Origin of the sequence: Rathayibacter sp. AY1B8 (assembly GCF_002932775.1) — a bacterium.
Classification (GTDB): domain Bacteria; phylum Actinomycetota; class Actinomycetes; order Actinomycetales; family Microbacteriaceae; genus Rathayibacter.
In genome coordinates, this window is record NZ_PSWJ01000006.1 from 30,399 (window position 1) to 50,961 (window position 20,563).

A 20,563-nucleotide genomic window follows, 5' to 3' on the forward strand; every position below is an offset into this window, starting at 1 on the left:
GCTCAGTGGATCTGGACGAGCGGCCCGGGGTGGAGCGCGGCGTCGGCCGTGGGGGTCGTCTCGTAGGCGCGGCGGTAGTCGCGCCCGAAGTGCGACGCGCTCGCGTAGCCGACCGCGGCCGCGGCCTGCGCGGCGGTGTCGCCCCGGACCAGGAGCAGCCTCCTGGCCTCCCCGAGGCGGAGCCGCCGCAGGTAGCCCAGCGGCGACATCCCGGTCAGCTCGCGGAAGCGGCGGGTGAGTGTGGGCACGCTGGTGCCCGCCTCCGCGGCGAGCGCGCCGAGGGTCCAGCCGCGCGAGAGCGACGCGCTCATCGCCTCGACCGCGCGGGAGACGGCCTCCGAGCGGACGGTGCTGGACGCGGCCAGCAGCCGGGGCGCCTGGTCCGTCTGCAGCAGCCGCAGCACGAGCTCGCGCGTGATCGCGGGGGCGAGCACCGGGATGTCGGCGGGGGCGTCGAGCAGACGGAAGAGTCGGCGCAGCGAGTCGGCCATCTCCTCCGTGACCGTGCCGATCCGCGGGGCGGGAGCCCGCGGGGCCGTCCGGGGGGCGAGCGCCGCGATCTCGGCCACCACGAGCGGGTCGAGACGCCAGTTGGCCGACAGGAAGTCGCCGCGGTCGCCGGTCTCCACGACGGCCGCGACCACCGGCAGATCGACGGGGGTGATCAGGAAGCGGCCGGCGCCCCACCGCTCGTCGGAGTCGCCGACCACCGAGCGCTTCCGGCCGGCCAGCACCAGGCTGAGGGTCGGCGGGAACCGGGTGTAGACGAGCTCGGTCGGAGCGGTCACCCGGTGCAGGCGCAGGGCGAGCGCGGCGGCGCGCTCGGGGTGCCCGACGTGGCGCCGGGTGAGCTCGGCCGCCTGCCCGAGAGCGTCGAGGACCTCGCGCGTCATCTGCGCCCCCACGGAGCGGCGGGCCGTTCGCACCCGGCCCCTCGCGTTCGGATCGCGGTCATCGTGCACTCCCCTGCGGATCCTCCGCCGGCGACTCCGGGCCGCTCGGCTGGTCGGTCCACGGGTCGAGGCGCGGCCGTCAGGACGCGGGAGCCTCGATGCGCGGGAAGAGCGCGGCGAGCGTGCCGACGGTGGTGCCGACGGGGAGGACTCCCCACCGGCCCGCCTCGCGGATCGGCTGCGCGGTGAGGGCGCCCAGCGACTCCGTCACGCCGAGCGCCTCCCAGAGGGACGCCGTCGCGCGCGGCACGACCGGCGAGAGCAGCACGGCCAGGGCGCGGAGCCCCTCCGTCGCGGTGTAGAGCACCGTGCCGAGGCGCTCGCGCTCCTCGCGCTTGGCGAGTGCCCACGGCTCCTGCTCGGTGATGTAGCCGTTGAGCTCCTCGACGATGCTCCACACGGCGGTGATCGCGTCGTGGATCGCGAGCGCGTCGATCGACCGGTCGGCCGACGCGGCGGCCTCGGCGACGATGCGCTGCACGCGCTCCTCCGCCTCGGTCGGCTCCCCCGGCGCGGGCACGACGCCGTCGTAGTAGCGGTGCAGCATCGCGACGACCCTCGAGGCGAGGTTGCCGAAGCCGTTCGCGAGCTCGGACTGGTAGCGCGCAGACAGGTCCTCCCACGAGAACGAGCCGTCCTGGCCGAAGGTGATGGCCCGGAGGAAGTAGTAGCGGAAGGCGTCGGAGCCGAAGGTGTCGGTGATCTGCTCGGGCGCGATGCCGGTGAGCTTCGACTTCGACATCTTCTCGCCGCCGACCAGCAGCCAGCCGTGGCCGAACACCTGCCGGGGGACCTCGAGGCCCGCGGCCATGAGCATGGCGGGCCAGATCACCGCGTGGAAGCGCAGGATGTCCTTGCCGACGATGTGGGTCGCGGGCCAGCGGCGCTCGAACTCCGCCTCGTCCTGGCCGTAGCCGACCGCGGTGATGTAGTTGAGCAGCGCGTCGAACCAGACGTAGACCACGTGCGAGTCGTCCCACGGGACCTTCACGCCCCAGTCGAAGCTGGAGCGGGAGATCGACAGGTCGGCCAGGCCCTGGCGGACGAAGCTCACGACCTCGTTGCGCGCCGACTCGGGCTGGACGAAGTCGGGACGCTCCTCGTAGAGCGCGAGCAGCCGCTCGGTGTACTCGCTCATCTTGAAGAAGTAGTTCTTCTCCTTCAGCAGCTCGACCGGCTTCGAGTGGATCTTGCAGACGTACTGGCCGGCGTAGTCGCCGGTGCCCTCCTCGAGGTCGGACAGCTGCTTGTACTCCTCGCAGCCCACGCAGTAGTAGCCCTCGTACTCGCCGGTGTAGATCGCGTCCTCGTCGTACAGCTTCTGCAGGAACTTCTGGACGTTGACCTCGTGCCGCGCGTCCGTGGTGCGGATGAAGTCGTCGTTGGCGATGTCGATGGTCTCGAGCAGCGGCTGCCAGGCGGTCCTCACGAGGCGGTCGGCCCACTCCTGGGGGGTCGTGCCGTTGGCGGTGGCGGTGCGGAGGATCTTCTGTCCGTGCTCGTCGGTGCCGGTCAGCAGCCAGGTGTCGTCGCCCGCCTGGCGGTGCCAGCGGGTGAGCACGTCGGCGGCGACCTCGGTGTATGCGTGCCCGATGTGCGGGACGTCGTTCACGTAGAAGATCGGGGTCGTGAGGTAGAAGGAGGCGCCGTCGGACATGGCGACCATCCTATTCACCGCGCGGCACCGCTCCCGGCGTGTGACGGACGCTGTGGACGACCGGCCGCGATCGCCGCCGGGGAGGGAGCCTCAGCCGCGGCGGGAGGCGAGCGCCGCCTCGTAGAGCGCGCGGCGGGAGAGCCCGGTGATCTCGGCGACCTCGGCCGACGCCTCCTTGAGCCGCGATCCGGCCTCGACGCGGGCCAGCACGTCGGCCAGCGCGTCCTCGAGCGACGCCTCCCGCGCGGGGGCTCCCTCGACGACCAGGCAGATCTCGCCGCGCAGGCCGTCGGCGGCCCACTCGGCCAGCTCGGCCGCCGTGCCGCGCCGGACCTCCTCGAACATCTTGGTGAGCTCGCGGCAGACGACGACGCGCCGCTCCGGGCCCATCGCCTCGACCAGGTCGGCGAGCGCGTCGCCGATCCGGTGCGGGGACTCGAAGAAGACCATGGTGCGCCGCTCGTCGACGAGCGCCCGGAAGGTCGAGACCCGCTCGCCGTGCCGGCGGGGCAGGAACCCCTCGAAGCTGAAGCGGTCCGTCGGGAGCCCGGACACGGCGAGCGCCATGAGCACCGCCGAGGGACCGGGCAGCGCGGTGACCGCGACTCCCGCCGCCACCGCCGCCTCGACCAGGTGGTAGCCCGGGTCCGAGACCGTGGGCATGCCAGCATCGCTCAGCACGAGCAGGTCCTCCTCGCGGGCCAGCTCCACCAGCTCGGCGGCGCGCTCGCGCTCGTTGTGGTCGTGCAGCGCGTAGAGGGCGGGCCGGTTCTCGACGCCCAGGGCGCGCATCAGCTGGATGGTCACGCGCGTGTCCTCAGCGGCGACGTGGCGGGCGGAGCCCAGCGCCTCCACGAGCCGGCGGGAGGCGTCGCCGAGGTTTCCGATGGGAGTGCCGGCGAGGATGATCATGCCGCCAGTCTCCCAGGCCGGGTCCGGGGCCTCCCGCCGCGGATCGCCGCCGTCCCGGGAGGAGGCGCCCCGTTAGCATGGCCAGGTGACGGACCGACCGCAGCGCGACTTCGACGACCTGCTCCTGGACGCGGCGGGATCGGCGCGCTCGGTCCCGGTGGAGCCCGCCGAGGCGTCCGCACCGCGCGAGCGCACCCCGCTCCCGGACGTGCCGCGCGGCTCCTGGTTCGACGACCTGCACACCCGGCTCGTCGCCTCCCCCGCGCGCCGCCGGCTGTACGAGCTCGGACTGCCGCTGCTGGTGGTCGCACTGGCCGCGGTGCTGCGGCTGTGGAACCTCGGCCACCCGCGCTCGCTCGTGTTCGACGAGACCTTCTACGTGAAGGACGCCTGGACCCTCTGGAACCTCGGGTTCGAGGGCGCCTGGCCCGAGAACCCGGACCCCGGCTTCGCGGCCGGCGACGTGGACACCTTCACGGGGGCGCCGTCCTTCGTGGTGCATCCGCCGCTGGGCAAGTGGATCATCGGGCTCGGGATGGGCGTGTTCGGCGCGGACGACAGCGTCGGCTGGCGCGTCGCGACCGCCGTCGTGGGGATCCTCGCCGTCGCGCTGGTGATCGTGATCGGCCGCCTCCTGTTCCGCTCCACCCTCCTCTCCTCCTTCGCGGGGCTGATGCTCGCGCTCGACGGCCACGCGATCGTGATGTCGCGGGTGTCGCTCCTGGACGGGATCCTGATGTTCGTCGCGCTCTGCGGGGTCGCGGCGGTGCTGCTGGACCGGCGCTGGGCCGAGCTGCAGCTGGCGCGGAAGGTGGCGGCGGGAGTGCTGCCGAGCTGGGGGCCGGTCCTGTGGTGGCGGCCCTGGCTGCTCGCGGCCGGCGTGCTCTTCGGCCTGGCCGCGGGCGTGAAGTGGACGGGCGTCTACTTCCTCGCGGCGTACGGCGTGTACGCGGTGGTCGTCGACGCGCTGATGCGGCGCCGTGCGGGCGTGCCGTTCTGGGGCAGCGGCGCGATCCTCAAGCAGGGTCTGGTCACCTTCCTCCTGGTCGTGCCGATCGCCCTGATCGCCTACCTCGTCACCTGGACGGGCTGGCTGCGCACCTCCGGCGGATGGGCCCGGCAGTGGGCGTCGGAGGCCCCCGGCAACGCCTGGACCGGGGCTCTCGCGTGGGTGCCGGACTGGGCGCAGAGCCTCTGGCACTACCACGTGCAGATGTACGACTACTCGATCAACCTGCGGGCCTCGCACCCCTACGAGGCGAACCCGCTCACCTGGCTGCTCATGCTCCGACCGACCAGCATGTACTTCGTCGACCAGGCGACGGGCGTCGACGGCTGCACCGCCGCACGCTGCGACGAGGCGATCACCTCGGTCGCCAATCCGCTCATCTGGTACGCCGGAGTCCTGGCGCTGGTGTACCTCCTCTACCGGCTCGCGCGGTACCGGGAGTGGCGCGCCGGCTTCGTGCTGATGGGGATCGTCGCGGGCTACCTGCCGTGGCTGCTCTACCTCGACCGCACGGTGTTCCAGTTCTACTGCGTCGTCTTCGAGCCCTACATGATGCTGGCGCTGGCGCTGACGGCCGGGATCGTGATCGGGAGTCCGGGCGACGAGCGGAGGCGGCGCACCCGGGGCGTCCTCGTGGTGCTCGTCTTCGCGGTGGCGGCGGCCGCGCTGACGGCCTACTTCCTGCCACTCTGGATCGGCGCGCAGACGTCCTTCCCCTTCTGGCAGGCCCACATGTGGCTGCCCTCGTGGGTATGATCCGGCGGCTGGGCCCGGGAGTCGCGGCCTGCGCCGTCGCGGCGGTGATCGCGGCCCTGCTGCACGCGACGGTGCCGGCAGTGCCGATGCTGACCGCGGCGGTCGCGCTCGGGATCCTCGTGGCGCAGCTGCCCGCGGCGCGCCCCCTGCTGAGCGGGGCGCTGGCGCCGGGCCTGAAGTTCTCGTCCCGCTCGCTGATGCGCGCCGGCATCGTCCTGCTCGGGCTGAAGCTCTCTCTGATCGACATCGCTGCGCTGGGCTGGGGCGCGATCCTGGTCGTGGTCGGGATCGTCCTGGCCACCTTCGGCCTGACCTGGGCGCTGGGCCGGGTGCTCCGGCTGCCCGGGCAGGAGCCGCTGCTGCTCGCGGCGGGCTTCTCGATCTGCGGGGCCTCGGCGATCGGCGCGATGGCCGGAGCGACCCGGGCGAAGGAGCAGGAGCAGGCGACGCCGGTCGCGCTGGTGACGCTCTGCGGCACGCTCGCGATCGCGGTGCTCCCCGCCCTGCAGCAGCCGCTCGGGCTCTCCGACGTGCAGTTCGGGCACTGGGTCGGCGCCTCGGTCCACGACGTGGGCCAGGTGGTGGCGACGGCCCAGGTGGCCGGTGCGTCGGCGCTGGCCGTGGCGGTCGTGGTGAAGCTCACCCGAGTGGTCATGCTGGCGCCGATGGTCGCGGTGGCGGCGGCGGTCACGAGGCGCCGAGGCGGGACCGGCGGGACGCGCCCGGCGATCGTGCCGCTGTTCGTGGTCGGGTTCCTCGCCGCGGTGCTGCTGCGCACGCTCCTCCCCCTGCCGGAGGGACTGCTCGCCGCCGCCGACACCGCGCAGACCTGGCTCCTCGCCGCGGCCCTCTTCGCGCTCGGCAGCGCCGTCCGGGTGCGCGCGCTCGTGACGACGGGGTGGCGTGCTCTCCTCGTCGCCCTGGTGTCGTGGGCGGCGATCGCGGCGATGGGACTGGCCGCGGTGCAGCTGGCGCTCTGATCGGCGCTCCGATCCGCTCGACCGCTCTGTCGCGCACGGTCGCTCTGCACTGCGGGGCCGCTCTGTTACGCGATGCGTCGCTCCAGCGCGGCGGTGTCGGCGGCTCCCGCTAGCGTCGATCGCATGGCAGATCGTGAGTACGGCTTCAAGACGCGTGCGATCCACGCGGGCAACATCCCCGACGCGGTGACGGGCGCCCGCGCTCTGCCGATCTACCAGACCAGCGCCTTCGTCTTCGACGACACCTCCGACGCCGCGGCCCGCTTCGCGCTGCAGAAGTACGGCAACGTCTACTCGCGCCTGTCGAACCCCACGGTCGCCTCCTTCGAGGAGCGCGTCGCGAGCCTCGAGGGCGGCCTCGGCGCCGTCGCCACGGCCTCCGGGCTCTCGGCGCAGTTCATCACCTTCGCGGCGCTCGTCGGCGCGGGCGACCACGTGGTGTCCTCCGCCAACCTCTACGGCGGATCGATCACCCAGCTCGACGTCACGCTCCGCCGTTTCGGAGTGGACACCACCTTCGTCCGCTCGAGCGACCCGGCCGACTACGCGGCGGCGATCACCGAGAAGACCAAGGTGCTCTACGCCGAGACGATCGCGAACCCCTCCGGCGAGATCGCCGACATCGAGGGCCTCGCCGCGGTCGCGCACGCCGCCGGCATCCCGCTGATCATCGACTCCACGGTCGCCACGCCCTACCTCGTCCGCCCGATCGAGTGGGGCGCCGACATCGTCATCCACTCGGCCACCAAGTTCCTCGGCGGACACGGGACCACGCTCGGCGGCGTCGTCGTCGAGTCGGGGCGCTTCCACTACTCCCCCGAGAAGTTCCCGCTGCTGCACGACCCGGTGGCCTCCTACGGAGACCTGTCGTGGGACGGCAACTTCGGGGAGTACGGCTTCCTCACGCGCCTGCGCGCGGAGCAGCTGCGCGACATCGGGCCGGTCCTCGCTCCGCACTCCGCGTTCCTGCTCGCCCAGGGCGTCGAGACGCTGCCGTACCGGATCCAGGCGCACGTCGACAACGCGCGTCGCGTCGCCGAGTGGCTCGACGCCGACCCCCGCATCGAGGCGGTCTACTGGGCCGGGCTCCCCGCGCACCCGCACCACGACCGCGCGCAGAAGTACCTGCCGAAGGGACCGGGCTCGGTCTTCAGCTTCGTGGTCAAGGGCGGCCGCGCCGTCGGCCAGACCTTCATCGAATCGGTCGACCTCGCCAGCCACCTCGCCAACATCGGCGACGCGAAGACGCTGGTGATCCACCCCGCCTCGACCACCCACGCCCAGCTCACCGAGGACCAGCTCCTCCACGCGGGCGTCCTCCCCGGACTCGTCCGCCTCTCCGTCGGCATCGAGGACGCGGACGACATCATCTACGATCTCGACCAGGCGCTCGCCCGCGCGGTCGAGGAGCACGGCACCCCCGACGCTCCGACCGAGCTCCCCGAGGACACGACCACCACCCTGCACACCCCGGCCGTGGAGGTCTGAGCATGAGCACCACCGACACCGCCGACACGGTCGTCCAGCTGTCCAACGGGCTGAGCTGCTCGGTCCCGGCGAACTCGCCGCTGGCGAGGATGCTGCGCTCGCAGCGCACCTGGGTGGGCCCCGACGCCCGCAGGCGACTCGACATCCTCCGCCGCGCGAGGACCGTGGCGATCGTCGGCGCCTCGCCGAACCCGGCCCGCTCCTCCTACTTCGTCGCCACCTACCTGCAGCAGTCGAGCGACTACGAGCTCTACTTCGTGAACCCGAACGCCACCGAGATCCTGGGGCAGCCGGTCTACCGCAGTCTCGCCGAGCTCCCGGTCGTGCCCGACATCGTCGACGTGTTCCGCAAGGCGAGCGACATCCCCGCCGTGATCGACGACGTCCTCGCCGTCGGCGCGCCCACGGTCTGGGTGCAGCTGGGGATCTGGAACCAGGAGGCGGCCGAGTACGGCGAGTCGAAGGGCCTGACCGTCGTGATGGACCGCTGCATCAAGGTCGAGCACGCCCGCTTCCACGGCGGCCTGCACCTGCTCGGCTTCGACACCGGCCAGATCTCGGCGCGCAAGACGCTGCGCTGACCCGCCGCAGACCCTCGTCGACGCCGGATCTCCGTGACTCTTCGTCGCGGGCGCGGCTCGGGCGGCGCACTCCGCCGGCCCCGGCGTAGTCTCGGTGGATGAGCGCCTACGTCTCCGTCCTCGACCTGTTCAGCGTGGGGATCGGCCCGTCCAGCTCGCACACCGTCGGACCGATGCGCGCCGCCCTCGCCCTCGCCGAGCGGATCCGCGACGCCGGGCTCCTCGGCCGCGTGAGCCGGGTGGGATGCACCCTCTACGGCTCGCTCGGCTCCACCGGGATCGGCCACGGCACCCCCGACGCAGTGGTCGCCGGTCTCGCCGGCCTGGACCTCGAGACGTGCGACCCGGCGCTGGTGCGCGGGGCCTGGCAGCGCCTCGACGCGGAGGGGACGATCCTGCTGGCCGGCGAGCAGGGCCTCGCGATGACGCGCGACGACGTCGTCTTCGAGCCGCGCACGAGGCTGCCGGAGCACCCGAACGCCCTCACCTTCAGCGTCTGGGTCGGCGACGACGCGCTGCCGGTGTGGGAGGAGACCTACTACTCGATCGGCGGCGGCTTCATCCGGCGCGCGGGCGAGCGCGCCGAGCTGGCTGCGCTGGCCCCGCACCCCTACCCCTTCGTCTCCGGGCTCGACCTGCTGGCGACCTGCGATCGGACCCGCTCCGGCATCGCCGAGATCGCCGCCGCGAACGAGCGCGCTCTGCACCCCGGGGTCGACATCGACGCCCGCCTCGACGCGATCTGGGACGCCATGGCCGCCTGCGTCGAGCACGGCCTGGCGACCGACGGCGTGCTGCCGGGCGGCCTGGGCGTCCGCCGCCGCGCCTCGGTGCTGCGCGAGCGGCTCGAGGCCTTCGAGGAGGACCCGCTCGACCGCGCCCGCGCGACCTCGGTGGAGTGGCTCCACGCCTTCGCCCTCGCGGTGAACGAGGAGAACGCCGCGGGCGGGCGCGTCGTGACGGCTCCGACGAACGGAGCGGCGGGCATCATCCCCGCCGTCGGGCACTACTACCTCCGCTTCGTCCCGGGCGCCGACCGCGCGGGGCTGCGCCGCTTCCTCCTCACCGCCACCGCGATCGGCTCGCTCTGCAAGACGAACGCCTCGATCTCCGGTGCGGAGGCGGGCTGCCAGGGCGAGGTCGGCTCGGCCTGCGCGATGGCCGCCGGAGCGCTCTGCGCGGTGCTCGGCGGCACTCCGCGCCAGGTCGAGAACGCGGCCGAGATCGCGATGGAGCACCACCTCGGACTGACCTGCGACCCGGTCGGCGGCCTCGTGCAGATCCCGTGCATCGAGCGGAACGCGATCGCCTCCTCCACCGCGGTGAGCGCAGCCCGCCTCGCGCTGCACGGCGACGGCGACCACCGCGTCTCGCTCGACGCGGTCATCGAGACGATGCGCCAGACCGGCATCGACATGTCGTCGAAGTACAAGGAGACGAGCGAGGGCGGCCTCGCGGTCAACGTCATCGAGTGCTGAGCGCCCGTGGCGTCCGTGACCGTGCGTGACGCACGGGGGGCGCACATGTCGGCGGTCGCGCCTAGCGTGGGGCGGGTGAGCACCTCCTCCGTCCCGTACCTCGCCCGGCCGATCGTCTCGACCCAGTGGCTCGCCGACCAGCTCGGCCGCGAGCACCTCGTCGTCGTCGACGCCAGCGTGCTGCTCGTGCCCGGCTTCGACGGGCGGCCCGGCTACCTGAGCGGCGACGAGCAGTACCTCCTCGAGGGGCATGTCCCCGGCGCCGTGTTCGGCGACCTGCTCGAGCAGCTGTCCGATCCGGCGGCTCCCCTGCCCTTCACCCGGCTCGACCCGGAGCGCTTCGCCGCCGCGACGGCCGCGCTCGGCATCGACGACGACTCGGTGGTCGTCGTGTACGACTCCGCGGTCGGCCAGTGGGCCTCGCGCCTGTGGTGGCTGCTGCGCTCGGCCGGGCACGACGCCGTCGCGGTGCTCGACGGCGGGCTCCCGGCCTGGCGGCGGGAGGAGCGCCCGATCGAGACGGGGCATGTCGAGCCCGCCGTGAGCGGCGGCATCAGCGTGCGCGAGGAGCGGCCGCTCTGGATCGACAAGGCCGGCGTCGAGAGCGTCGTGCGCGGCGAGGCTCCCGGGGCGCTGGTCTGCGCGGTCCCGCCGAAGGAGTTCACCGGGGAGGAGGGGCGCCGACCCCGCCTCGGACACCTGCCGGGCTCGCGGAGCGTCCCCGCCGGGCGGCTCGTCGACCGGGCCGACAACACGCTCCTGCCGCCGGAGCGGCTGCGGTCGCTGTTCGGAGACGCTCTCCAGGCCGAGCGGATCGTCCTCTACTGCGGCGGCGGGATCGCCGCGACGGCCGATGCGCTCGCACTGGCGGTGCTCGGAGTCCACACGGCGGTCGTCTACGACGGCTCGCTCAACGAGTGGGCCGCCGACCCCGAGGCGCCGCTGGTGGTCACGGCCGCGTGAGCAGCTCCTCCGGGAGGCGGGTCGTCGGCAGGGCGCAGACGAAGGCCTCGCAGGAGTAGGCGGTCGGCAGCCCCTCCCGCGAGATCCGCCCCTCGAACAGCTCGAAGCCCGCGTCCGCCCAGTCCCGGGCGCCCTCGTCGGACACGCCGACCAGCACGCCGATCCCGGCGGACCGGGCGCCCTGCACCGCCTCCGCCGCTCCGGGGCCCACGACGACCATCTGCCGCACCGGGCGAGCCAGCCGCGAAGCGAGCCCGAGCACGGCGCCGAAGCCCATCGGCCGGCGGACCGCGCCCGGAGCGATCGAGGCGACGACCGCCTCGGCCGCCTCCCGGTAGCGCTGCGATCCGGTGAGCAGGTACAGCTCGTGCGCCGCGTCCGCCGTCGCCGACAGACCGGAGGGGTAGGCGCCCTCGGAGGGGTCGGCCGCGAGCAGGAGTCCCCGCGCGGTCAGCGCCGGGTCTCCTCCCCCGGGCAGCGCGAACGGCAGCGGGCCGTCGGCCGCGTCGAGCGCGCCGTCGATCAGGGTGCGCGCCGCGACCGCGTAGCGCGGGCGGCCCTCCGCCAGGGCGAGCTCGAGGAGCCCGCCGGCCAGCATCCCGAGGTCCTCCAGCGCCGGGCGGGCCGCGGAGACGGCACCGTCGAGGGAGGCGCGCACCGCGACGCGGCCGTCGACGAGGTGCCGCTGCAGCACCGCGTCCGCCGCGCGCCGGGCGGCGTCGATCCACTCCTCCCGTCCGAGCACGCGTCCGGCGCGGGCGAGCGCGCGGATCGCCAGGCCGTTCCAGCCGGTGACGACCTTCTCGTCGAGAGCGGGAGGCGCGAGGCGGGACCGGTCCTCGGCGAGGTAGTAGCCGCCCTCCGAGCGCTGGCCGTCGACGATGCTCTCCGAGTCCTGCGCCGATGCGAAGCCGCCGCCCGGCCGCTCGAGAGTGGTCAGGAGGAACGCGGCGACGCCCTCCGCGATCCCGGTCAGCTCCTCCACCCGGGCGCCGTCGTGCCCGAGCAGGACGGCCGCGACGTCGAGCAGCTGCGCGTTGTCGTACAGCATCCGCTCGTAGTGCGGATCGCTCCAGTCGGCCTGCATCGCGTAGCGGAAGAAGCCCCCGTCGCGGTCGCGGAGCGGGGACGCGGCCAGCGCGAGCAGCGTGCGCTCGGCGAGCGCCGCTCCCGAGGGCCGCGAGGCCAGGAACCCGAGCACGGGAGCCACCGGGAACTTCGGGGCGCCGCCGAAACCGCCGTGCACCCGGTCCTCCTCGTCCTCGAGTGCGCGGACGGCGCCGTCGAGCTCGGCGTCGCCGGGCAGCGCGGCATCGGCGGGCAGCGCCGCGGTCGCCTCGCGCAGGGCCGCGGCCAGGCCGCCCGCCGTCGCCTGCACCTCGTCGCGCCGCAGCCGCCACGCCTCCGAGACCGCGTCGAGGACGTCCGAGAAGGCGGGCACGCCGCCGACGGCGCGCGGCGGGAAGTAGGTGCCGGCGAAGAAGGTCTCGCCGGCGGGGGTGGCGAAGGCCGTCAGCGGCCAGCCGAGCTGTCGGGTGAACGCGCTCGCGGCCGTCAGGTAGGCCGTGTCGACGTCCGGGTGCTCCTCGCGGTCGACCTTCACCGCGACGAAGTCCGCGTTCAGCCGCGCGGCGAGCACCGGATCCGAGAACGACTCCCGCGCCATCACGTGGCACCAGTGGCAGGTGGAGTAGCCGATCGACACCATCACCGGGACGTCGCGGCGCACCGCCTCGGCGAACGCCTCCTCGCCCCAGGGGAACCAGTCGACCGGATTGTCCGCGTGCGAGCGGAGGTAGGGGCTGACACTGGAGCGCAGACGATCGGCCATGCGCTCCACGCTAGACGCGGGCGGAGCCTGCGGTCAGGGGGTTGCCGCGGGACGGAGGGTCAGGAGGTCCGCGGGGCGCCGACGTCCGCGGGTCTCCCCCGCCGCCGGGCCGCCCGCCCGCTCAGCGCTCGAAGAACCAGCCCGACGGCCGCTCCGTGCCGCGCACGACCGTGCCGCCTCCGCCGCTCCCGCCGCGACGGCCCACCGCCAGGTAGGCGAGGCTGCCGATGAACGGCGCGATCACGATGAACGCCACCCAGGAGACCTTCGCGACCTTCGAGAGCCTCGGGTTCGACAGCACGCCCCGGATCGCGAAGAGCAGCAGCACGATGTTCAGCACGACCAGCAGGGACTGCGGATTCATCGGGGTGCTCCACGGGATCGTGCGCCGAGGTCGACCGGCGCCGGAGCGCCCGACCGGGCAGGGTGGCCCGCGATGTTTCACGAGACAGGGCATTGTCGCACGCGGCGTAGGATGGAGGGCTCATGTCAGACGTGCTCAGCATCCGCTACCCGCCCGAACTCCCCGTGTCGGCGCGGCGCGAGGACATCGCCTCCGCGATCCGCGACCACCAGGTGGTCATCGTCGCCGGCGCGACCGGATCGGGCAAGACGACCCAGCTGCCGAAGATCTGCCTGGAGCTCGGCCGCGAGAGCATCGCGCACACGCAGCCCCGGCGCATCGCCGCGCGCACCATCGCCGAGCGCATCGCGGAGGAGCTCGACGACGAGGTCGGCGGGCTGGTCGGCTACCAGGTCCGGTTCACCGACAAGGCGTCCGCCTCGACGCGGATCAAGCTGATGACCGACGGCATCCTGCTCAACGAGATGAACCACGACCGGATGCTCAGCCGGTACGACACGATCATCATCGACGAGGCGCACGAGCGCAGCCTCAACATCGACTTCCTCCTGGGCTACCTGCACCGCCTGCTGCCGCAGCGCCCCGACCTGAAGGTGATCATCACCTCGGCGACGATCGACCCGCAGAGCTTCGCGGCCCACTTCGCCGACGCCGCCGGCGAGCCCGCGCCGATCATCGAGGTCTCCGGCCGCACCTACCCGGTCGAGATCCGCTACCGCCCGCTGGTCGCCGAGGAACCGGAGGAGGACGACGACACCGACGTCCCCGACGCGACGAGCGGCAGCCGCGACCTGATGACCGGCATCGCCGACGCCCTGGCCGAGCTGGCGCTCGAGGATCCGGGCGACGTCCTGGTGTTCCTCTCGGGCGAGAACGAGATCCGCGACGCCGAGGACGCCATCCGGGGCCGGAACCTGCCGGGCACCGAGGTGCTCCCCCTCTACGGGCGCCTGTCGGCGGCCGATCAGCACCGCGTCTTCGAGAAGGGGCGCACCCCCGGCGTCCGCCGCCGCGTCGTGCTCGCGACGAACGTGGCGGAGACGAGCCTCACCGTCCCGGGGATCCGCTACGTGATCGACGGCGGCACGGCCCGCATCTCGCGCTACAGCGCGCGCTCGAAGGTGCAGCGGCTGCCGATCGAGGCGGTGTCGCAGGCCTCCGCGAACCAGCGCTCCGGCCGCTCGGGACGCACCAGCGCGGGCATCGCGATCCGCCTCTACTCCGAGGAGGACTACCTCCGCCGCCCCGAGTACACCGATCCCGAGATCCTCCGCACGGGCCTGGCCGCGGTCATCCTGCAGATGATCTCGCTCGGACTGGGCGACATCGCCTCGTTCCCGTTCCTCACTCCGCCCGACTCCCGCGGCATCAAGGACGGCCTCGACCTGCTCACGGAGCTCGGCGCCCTCCGCGTCCCCGGCTCCCCCTCCGCCGCCTCCGCCGCGCCGCGAGACGCCGCTCCGGTGCGCGGCACGCCGCCGAGCGCGCACTCGAGCGGCGTCCCGCGCAAGGGGGCGGAGGCCGCGCCGCAGCTCACGCGCATCGGGCGCGACCTCGCGCGGCTCCCCATCGATCCGCGCTTCGGCCGGATGGTGATCGAGTCGCGCCGCCACGGCGTCAGCCGCGAGGTGATGGCGATCGTCGCGGGCCTCACGATCCAGGACGTCCGCGAGCGCCCTCTCGAGCGCCGCGCGCAGGCCGACCAGCAGCACGCGCGCTTCGTCGATCCCACCAGCGACTTCCTCACCCTGCTGAACCTCTGGAACTACGTGGAGGAGAAGCAGGAGGAGCTCTCCTCGAGCGCCTTCCGGCGCCTGTGCAAGGCCGAGTACCTCAACTACCTGCGCGTGCGCGAGTGGCAGGACGTGTTCCGCCAGCTGCGCCAGCTCGCGCGCCCCCTCAAGCTCGAGCTGGGCGAGCCGAAGGTCGACCCCGACGGGATCCACCGGAGCCTCCTGGCCGGCCTGCTCTCGCACCTGGGCATCAAGGACACCACCTCGCAGCAGGCGCAGCGCGCGGCGAAGAGCCGCGAGCGCCAGAACGTGCAGTACATCGGCGCCCGCAACGCGAAGTTCTCGATCTTCCCCGGCAGCGCCCTGGCCAAGAAGCTCCCCGACGCGGTGATGAGCGCCGAGCTGGTCGAGACCAGCCGCCTCTTCGCCCGCTCGAACGCCGCGATCGATCCGGCCTGGGCCGAGGCGATCGCGGGCGACCTCGTGAAGCGGCAGTTCAGCGAGCCGCACTGGGAGAAGTCGCAGGGCGCGGCCGTCGCCTACGAGAAGGTCACGCTCTACGGCGTGCCGATCATCGCCCGCCGCCGCGTCCAGTTCGCGCGGATCGACGCCTCGTACGCCCGCGAGCTGTTCATCCGGCACGCCCTCGTCGGGGGCGAGTGGGAGTCGCGCCACGCCTTCGACCGCAAGAACCGGGCCCTGCGGGCCGAGCTCGAGCGGCTGGAGGAGCGCACGCGCCGTCGCGACCTGCTCGTCGACGACGAGGCCGTGTTCGACTTCTACGACCGCCGACTCCCCCGCGACATCACCTCGGTGCGCTCGTTCGACTCCTGGTGGCGGACGACCCAGCACGACGAGCCCGACCTGCTGACGATGACGCAGGAGACGCTCCTCCCCGAGGACGCGGAGCAGATCGACGAGACCGCGTTCCCCACGCAGTGGCGCCAGGCCGACCAGCGCTTCCGCCTCTCGTACCGGTTCGAGCCGGGGACGGAGGAGGACGGAGTGACGGTGCACGTGCCGCTCGCGCTCCTGCCCCGCGTGACGCCCCTCGGCTTCGACTGGCTGGTGCCGGGACTCCGGGCCGAGCTGGTCACCGCGATGATCAAGGCGCTGCCCAAGCACCTGCGCCGGAACGTGGTGCCCGCGAACGACTGGGCGCGCAAGCTCACCGCGTCCCTGCCGCACGACGTGCCGAACCCGCCGACGGAGTCGTTCGCGGCGACCCTGGCCGGAGCGATCCGCCGCGAGGCCGGCGTGGTGGTGCAGCCCGAGGACTTCGACCTCGAGCGCATCCCCTCGCACCTGCGGGTCACCTTCGCCGTCGCCGACGAGCGGGGGCGCACGGTCGCCGCCGGCAAGGAGCTCGCCCCGCTGGCCGAGCGCCTGCGCGGTCGGGTCCGCGACGAGGTCGCCCGCGTGGTCGAGGCCCGGGTCCCCGACGCGCTCGAGCGCCGGGGCCTGAAGACCTGGGACATGCCGGAGCTGCCCCGCGTCACCGACACCCGGCAGGGCGGGAACACCATCCGCGCCTACCCCGCCCTGATCGACGACGGCGACTCGGTCTCGATCCGCCTGCTGGCCACGGCCGAGGACCAGGCGCGCGAGCACCCGAGAGGCGTCCGCCGCCTCCTCCTGCTCGCGACGCCGAGCCCCGTCGCCTACGTGCAGCAGCACCTCACCTCGAACGAGAAGCTCGTGCTCGCGCAGAGCCCGTACCAGAACACGACCGCGCTCTTCACCGACTGCCTGCTCGCCTGCGTCGACGCGGTCCTCTGGCGGATGAAGCCCGACGGGATGCTCTTCCTCCGCGCCGAGTTCGACGCCGTGCGCGACCGGGTCTCGGCGAGCGTCATGGACGCGATGTTCGAGACCGTGAAGACGGTCACGACGATCCTCACCACCGCCCGGGGCGTCGAGAAGGCGCTCAAGGCCTCGACGAGCATGGCGCTCCTGCCCGCCCTCACGGATGCGCGGGAGCAGCTCTCCGGCCTGGTCTACCCGGGCTTCGTCTCGGCGACCGGAGTGGAGCGGCTGCGGCACCTCCCGCGCTACCTCGGCGGGATCACCGAGCGCTTCGGAAAGATCGCCGAGAACGTCGGGCGCGACCGCGTCTGGCTGAACGAGGTGCAGGCGGCCCAGGAGCTCTACCGCTCGGCAGGCGGCGTCGTGCCGCTGCCCGCGCACGCCCCGGAGCGGATCGCGCGCGCCCGCTGGATGATCGAGGAGCTGCGGGTGAGCTTCTTCGCGCAGTCGCTCGGCACCGCCGAGAGCGTGTCGCTGCAGCGGATCCGCAAGGTGCTGGCCGGCTGACGCGCCCCTCCGCCGAGGGAACCGCGACCCGTCGAGGGGCCCTCGGGCAGCGGTCTCCCTCGACGAACCGCAGTCCCCTCCGGAGCGCTAGTGTCGTCCGGTGGGCAGCTACACCGATCTCCTGAAGACCCCCGGGGTGGGGCGCATCATCCTCGCGCAGCTGACCGCGCGCTTCCCGTTCGGCATGCTCTCGCTGGCGTTCCTCCTGCACGTGGAGCGGGTGCACCACTCCTACGCCGCCGCCGGCCTGGTGCTCGGCTCGATGTCGATCGGGCAAGCCATCGCCGGGCCGCTGACCAGCCGCCTGATGGGGCGGCTCGGGATGCGCCGCGTGCTGACGATCACCCTCGTGGTCTGCGCGGGCGCGATCATCGCGATGGCCGTGCTCCCGCTCGAGGTGTGGCAGTTCGTCGTGATCGGGTTCGTCGCCGGCCTGAGCATGCCGCCGGTGCAGCCGGCCGTGCGGACCATCTACCCCAAGATGGTCACCAGCTCGCAGCTGACCCCGCTCTTCTCGCTCGACGCCTCCGCGCAGGAGATCATCTGGGTGCTCGGCCCGGTGCTGGCGACGCTCGTGTCGATCCAGGTGTCGACGGTCGCGGGCATCCTGACCGCCGCCGCGTTCCTGATCGGCGGCGGGATCTGGTTCATCGCCTCGCCCGAGGTGGGCCGCGTCCGCATCCCGCGCTCGAAGCGCCGCCTCGGCGTGGTGCTCACGAAGCCCCCGGTGCTGCTGGCCACGGTCGTCGGCTTCCTCCTGATCGGCGCCTGCTCGGCGGTCGAGGCGGGCGTCGTCGCGGTGTTCGGCGAGGGCGGAGTCGAGTCGGGCGTCGTGCTCGCCGTGTTCGCGGCGGGCTCCCTGGTCGGCGGCCTCGCCCTCGGCCACATCCCGATCAGCCGGTGGGCGACCGCGCGGCGGATGCTGATCGTCACGGTCGGCATGGGCCTGGCGGCGGTCTCGACCGACTTCTGGTGGCTGTGCGTCACGCTGTTCCTCGCCGGCATCGGCATCGCCCCCGCTCTCGCGGCGCTGTTTGCGATCACCGCCTCGAGCGTGCGCTTCTCGGACACGGCGGAGGCCTACGGCTGGGTCGGCACCGGTCAGCTGATCGGCGCGGCGCTGGGCTCCGCGATCGCCGGCGTGCAGATCGACCAGGCCGGGCCGACCGCCGCCATCGTCGTCGCCGCTGCCTTCGCCCTGGTCGGCTTCCTGGTGCCCCTGCTCGGCCGCCGGTACCACCCGGATCTCCGCGGGCGCGACGCCAGCCCGCTGCCCGACACCGAGCCGGTCACGTTGCCCTCCTAGGCCGCCACCCCGGTTGTCCGGCGCCTGTCGGGCACCCTAGGGTGAAGGCCCACGACGACGAGGGGACGGCATGGGACTGCGGGAGGACGCGGAGGAGCTGGTGCGCGAGCACCGGCGCGCCGCCGCCCGGACCGACCTCCTCGACCCCTGGTCCGATCCGGAGACCCCGGAGTGGTGCACGGAGCTCGCCGCCGCGCTCTGGCAGGGGTCCTTCCGCCCGAGTCCCGTCTACTTCCGCCGCGAGGAGTCCTCGCACGCCTGGCGCGGCCCGCACTCGACCCGCCTGCACCACCTCGGCTACGGGTGGCAGCTCACCGCGCACCGCGAGCAGCACGGGGTCGTCGCCTCCGAGACGGCGGTGGTCCTCGAGACGGGCTCCCTCTGGCGCGGACTCGGCGTCGGCCGGCGCCCCGTGCGCGCGCTCCGAGGCCGGCTCGGCGTCGAGGGCCTGCAGGCGGGCCACGACGTGCACTTCGCCGTGCGTGGAATCGACGAGCGCAGCGACGCGGAGCGCGCCGAGCGGCGCCTCCTCTTCGGGGTGGCCGGTCTCGCGGCGCTGATCGAGGACGACGTGCACGTGGGACCGCACGGCGAGCTCGACTGGAGCGTCTGAGGCGCATGCCAGCATGGGAGGCATGAGCGTCCCCCTGATCCCCCTCAACGACGGCCGCGCGATCCCCCAGCTCGGGCTCGGCGTCTACAAGATCGGCGACGAGGAGGCGGCCCGCACGGTCGCCGTCGCCCTGGAGGCCGGCTACCGGCACGTCGACACCGCCACCCTCTACGGCAACGAGCGCGGAGTCGGCGAGGGGATCCGCGCGAGCGGCCTCCCCCGCGAGCAGGTCTTCGTGACGACCAAGGTGTGGAACGACGACCACGGCTTCGACGAGACGCTCGCCGCCTTCGACCGGAGCCTCGAGCTGCTCGGCACCGACTACGTCGACCTCTACCTCGTGCACTGGCCGATCCCCTCGCGCGACCGCTACGTCGACACCTACCGTGCCCTCGAGCGCCTGCAGAGCGAGGGGCGGGCCCGCTCGATCGGCGTCTCGAACTTCGCCGAGGAGCACGTGCAGCGCCTGCTCGACGAGGCGGGAGTGGTGCCCGCGATCAACCAGGTCGAGCTGCACCCGCGGCTGCCCCAGGAGGAGCTGCGCGCCTTCGACGCCGCCCACGGGATCGTCACCGAGGCGTGGTCGCCGCTGGCCCGCGGGCGCCTCCTCGACGAGCCGGCCCTGGCCCGCGTCGCCGCGAAGCACGGCGTCTCGCCGGCGCAGGCGGTGCTGCGCTGGCATGTGCAGCTCGGCGTCGTCGTGATCCCGAAGTCGGTGACGCCGGAGCGGATCCGCGAGAACCTGGACGTCTTCGGCTTCGCCCTCGACGACGAGGACCTCGCCGCGATCGCCGGGCTCGCGACCGGTGAGCGCACCGGGCGCGACCCGCGCTTCGACTGAGGCTCCGGCGATGACGGCGGGCAGGGTCCTGCTCCTGCACGGCCTGGGCGGCTCGGGCCGCACCTGGTGGCGGCTGAGCCGCGAGCTGACCGCGGCGGGCTGGAGCGTCTCCGCTCCCGACCTGCGCGGACACGGCGACGGGCCGCGCGGCGGCTCCGCCCGCCACGACGCCTACGCCGACGACGCCCTCGCGCGGGGACGGTTCGACCTCGTCGTCGGGCACTCGCTCGGCGGAGCGGTCGCGGTGCGCGCCGCCGCCCGCGAGTCCGGCTGGGCGGGGCGCCTGGCGCTGCTGGACCCGGTGCTCCGGCTCGCCCCGGAGCAGCGGGCCGCCGTCCGCGCGGGCGAGCTCGCCGGTCTCGCGGTCTCGGCCGAGGAGCTCGCTGTCGCGCAGCCGCTCTGGGACGAGCGGGACCGGGCCGAGAAGCTCGCCGCGGTGCGGGCCGCCGATCCGGCCGCGGTGGCGGCGACGATCGACGACAACGACCCGTGGGACCTGCTGGCGGACCTGCCGGGCCTCCGCCCGCCGGTCCTCGTGCTGGCCGGCGACCCGCAGGTCGAGACGCTGCTCCCTCTCTCCCTCGCCGCCCTGGTGCTGCGCGCGAATCCGCGCATCCGGTACGCGGTCGTGGCGGGCGCAGGTCACAGCCCCCACCGCGACCGTCCGGAGGAGACGCTCGCGATGCTCCGCGAGTGGGCCGAGAGCCCGGCGACGGCCTGACCGACCCGCCGGCCCGGTCCGTGTTTCGTCCGGATGAAATCTGGCAGGGGGGACTGGGCCGCAC

General features: G+C 73.5%; 16 protein-coding genes. 11 read left to right on the forward strand and 5 right to left on the reverse strand.

Going from position 1 to position 20,563, the window contains the following annotated elements; translation table 11 throughout:
* Positions 1-2: 2 nt before the first annotated feature.
* From C5C63_RS05960 to rsmI, 3 genes are all read right to left on the reverse strand, one after another.
* Positions 3-893, reverse strand: coding sequence for an AraC family transcriptional regulator (locus tag C5C63_RS05960; protein ID WP_104325706.1), 891 nt, complete (start codon positions 891-893; stop codon positions 3-5).
* Between the two features lie 139 nt (positions 894-1,032).
* On the reverse strand, positions 1,033-2,610 hold the full coding sequence (gene metG, locus C5C63_RS05965; protein WP_104226924.1) for a methionine--tRNA ligase: 1,578 nt from the start codon (positions 2,608-2,610) through the stop codon (positions 1,033-1,035).
* Positions 2,611-2,700: 90 nt separating this feature from the next.
* Positions 2,701-3,522 (reverse strand): 16S rRNA (cytidine(1402)-2'-O)-methyltransferase, encoded by an 822-nt coding sequence (rsmI, locus tag C5C63_RS05970; protein ID WP_104226923.1) that lies wholly within the window; start codon positions 3,520-3,522, stop codon positions 2,701-2,703.
* A gap of 85 nt (positions 3,523-3,607) precedes the next feature.
* On the opposite strand from rsmI, the gene C5C63_RS05975 reads away from it, so the two are divergent.
* From C5C63_RS05975 to C5C63_RS06000, 6 genes are all read left to right on the forward strand, one after another.
* Positions 3,608-5,287 carry a dolichyl-phosphate-mannose--protein mannosyltransferase gene (locus C5C63_RS05975; protein ID WP_258065398.1) on the forward strand — a complete coding sequence of 560 codons (1,680 nt, stop codon included), beginning with the start codon at positions 3,608-3,610 and terminating at the stop codon, positions 5,285-5,287.
* Entirely contained in the window at positions 5,284-6,267 is a 984-nt protein-coding gene (locus C5C63_RS05980; protein ID WP_104292303.1) for a YeiH family protein, read from the forward strand. The genes C5C63_RS05975 and C5C63_RS05980 overlap by 4 nt, the downstream gene beginning before the upstream one ends.
* A gap of 123 nt (positions 6,268-6,390) precedes the next feature.
* Positions 6,391-7,755, forward strand: a complete 1,365-nt coding sequence (locus tag C5C63_RS05985) for an O-acetylhomoserine aminocarboxypropyltransferase/cysteine synthase family protein (RefSeq protein WP_104226921.1) — start codon at positions 6,391-6,393, stop codon at positions 7,753-7,755.
* A gap of 2 nt (positions 7,756-7,757) precedes the next feature.
* Complete coding sequence (locus C5C63_RS05990) at positions 7,758-8,336, forward strand: CoA-binding protein (protein ID WP_104222320.1); 579 nt, start codon at positions 7,758-7,760, stop codon at positions 8,334-8,336.
* A 98-nt stretch (positions 8,337-8,434) separates the two neighbouring features.
* Positions 8,435-9,814 (forward strand): L-serine ammonia-lyase, encoded by a 1,380-nt coding sequence (locus C5C63_RS05995; protein WP_104292302.1) that lies wholly within the window; start codon positions 8,435-8,437, stop codon positions 9,812-9,814.
* A 75-nt stretch (positions 9,815-9,889) separates the two neighbouring features.
* Positions 9,890-10,777, forward strand: coding sequence for a sulfurtransferase (locus C5C63_RS06000; RefSeq protein ID WP_181068369.1), 888 nt, complete (start codon positions 9,890-9,892; stop codon positions 10,775-10,777).
* Here C5C63_RS06000 and C5C63_RS06005 read toward each other — a convergent pair.
* Both C5C63_RS06005 and C5C63_RS06010 read right to left on the reverse strand, forming a co-directional pair.
* Positions 10,764-12,608, reverse strand: coding sequence for a thioredoxin domain-containing protein (locus C5C63_RS06005; protein WP_104292300.1), 1,845 nt, complete (start codon positions 12,606-12,608; stop codon positions 10,764-10,766). The two genes, C5C63_RS06000 and C5C63_RS06005, sit on opposite strands and share 14 nt — an antisense overlap.
* A 121-nt stretch (positions 12,609-12,729) precedes the next feature.
* Positions 12,730-12,972: a PLDc N-terminal domain-containing protein gene (locus tag C5C63_RS06010; protein WP_160033960.1), complete on the reverse strand. Its 243-nt coding sequence runs from the start codon at positions 12,970-12,972 to the stop codon at positions 12,730-12,732.
* Between the two features lie 122 nt (positions 12,973-13,094).
* Here C5C63_RS06010 and hrpA point away from each other — a divergent pair, with 122 nt between their 5' ends.
* The 5 genes from hrpA to C5C63_RS06035 all read left to right on the forward strand — a co-directional run bounded on the left by hrpA (position 13,095) and on the right by C5C63_RS06035 (position 20,499).
* The gene (hrpA, locus tag C5C63_RS06015; protein ID WP_104292299.1) at positions 13,095-17,018 is read left to right on the forward strand and encodes an ATP-dependent RNA helicase HrpA; all 3,924 of its coding nucleotides are present in this window, start codon (positions 13,095-13,097) and stop codon (positions 17,016-17,018) included.
* A gap of 100 nt (positions 17,019-17,118) precedes the next feature.
* Positions 17,119-18,324, forward strand: a complete 1,206-nt coding sequence (locus tag C5C63_RS06020; RefSeq protein ID WP_104222308.1) for an MFS transporter — start codon at positions 17,119-17,121, stop codon at positions 18,322-18,324.
* Between the two features lie 70 nt (positions 18,325-18,394).
* Positions 18,395-18,937: a hypothetical protein gene (locus C5C63_RS06025; protein ID WP_104292298.1), complete on the forward strand. Its 543-nt coding sequence runs from the start codon at positions 18,395-18,397 to the stop codon at positions 18,935-18,937.
* A gap of 22 nt (positions 18,938-18,959) precedes the next feature.
* Positions 18,960-19,778 (forward strand): aldo/keto reductase, encoded by an 819-nt coding sequence (locus C5C63_RS06030; RefSeq protein ID WP_104292316.1) that lies wholly within the window; start codon positions 18,960-18,962, stop codon positions 19,776-19,778.
* Positions 19,779-19,788: 10 nt separating this feature from the next.
* On the forward strand, positions 19,789-20,499 hold the full coding sequence (locus C5C63_RS06035; RefSeq protein WP_104292297.1) for an alpha/beta fold hydrolase: 711 nt from the start codon (positions 19,789-19,791) through the stop codon (positions 20,497-20,499).
* Positions 20,500-20,563 lie beyond the last annotated feature (64 nt).

What these genes read in the sequence shown, in the direction of transcription:
- C5C63_RS05960 (WP_104325706.1), bottom strand. Translation starts at nt 893, where the DNA reads ATGACGCGCGAGGTCCTCGACGCTCTCGGGCAGGCGGCCGAGCTCACC.
- metG (WP_104226924.1), bottom strand. Translation starts at nt 2,610, where the DNA reads ATGTCCGACGGCGCCTCCTTCTACCTCACGACCCCGATCTTCTACGTG.
- rsmI (WP_104226923.1), bottom strand. Translation starts at nt 3,522, where the DNA reads ATGATCATCCTCGCCGGCACTCCCATCGGAAACCTCGGCGACGCCTCC.
- C5C63_RS05980 (WP_104292303.1), top strand. Translation starts at nt 5,284, where the DNA reads ATGATCCGGCGGCTGGGCCCGGGAGTCGCGGCCTGCGCCGTCGCGGCG.
- C5C63_RS05985 (WP_104226921.1), top strand. Translation starts at nt 6,391, where the DNA reads ATGGCAGATCGTGAGTACGGCTTCAAGACGCGTGCGATCCACGCGGGC.
- C5C63_RS05990 (WP_104222320.1), top strand. Translation starts at nt 7,758, where the DNA reads ATGAGCACCACCGACACCGCCGACACGGTCGTCCAGCTGTCCAACGGG.
- C5C63_RS05995 (WP_104292302.1), top strand. Translation starts at nt 8,435, where the DNA reads ATGAGCGCCTACGTCTCCGTCCTCGACCTGTTCAGCGTGGGGATCGGC.
- C5C63_RS06005 (WP_104292300.1), bottom strand. Translation starts at nt 12,608, where the DNA reads ATGGCCGATCGTCTGCGCTCCAGTGTCAGCCCCTACCTCCGCTCGCAC.
- C5C63_RS06010 (WP_160033960.1), bottom strand. Translation starts at nt 12,972, where the DNA reads ATGAATCCGCAGTCCCTGCTGGTCGTGCTGAACATCGTGCTGCTGCTC.
- hrpA (WP_104292299.1), top strand. Translation starts at nt 13,095, where the DNA reads ATGTCAGACGTGCTCAGCATCCGCTACCCGCCCGAACTCCCCGTGTCG.
- C5C63_RS06025 (WP_104292298.1), top strand. Translation starts at nt 18,395, where the DNA reads ATGGGACTGCGGGAGGACGCGGAGGAGCTGGTGCGCGAGCACCGGCGC.
- C5C63_RS06030 (WP_104292316.1), top strand. Translation starts at nt 18,960, where the DNA reads ATGAGCGTCCCCCTGATCCCCCTCAACGACGGCCGCGCGATCCCCCAG.
- C5C63_RS06035 (WP_104292297.1), top strand. Translation starts at nt 19,789, where the DNA reads ATGACGGCGGGCAGGGTCCTGCTCCTGCACGGCCTGGGCGGCTCGGGC.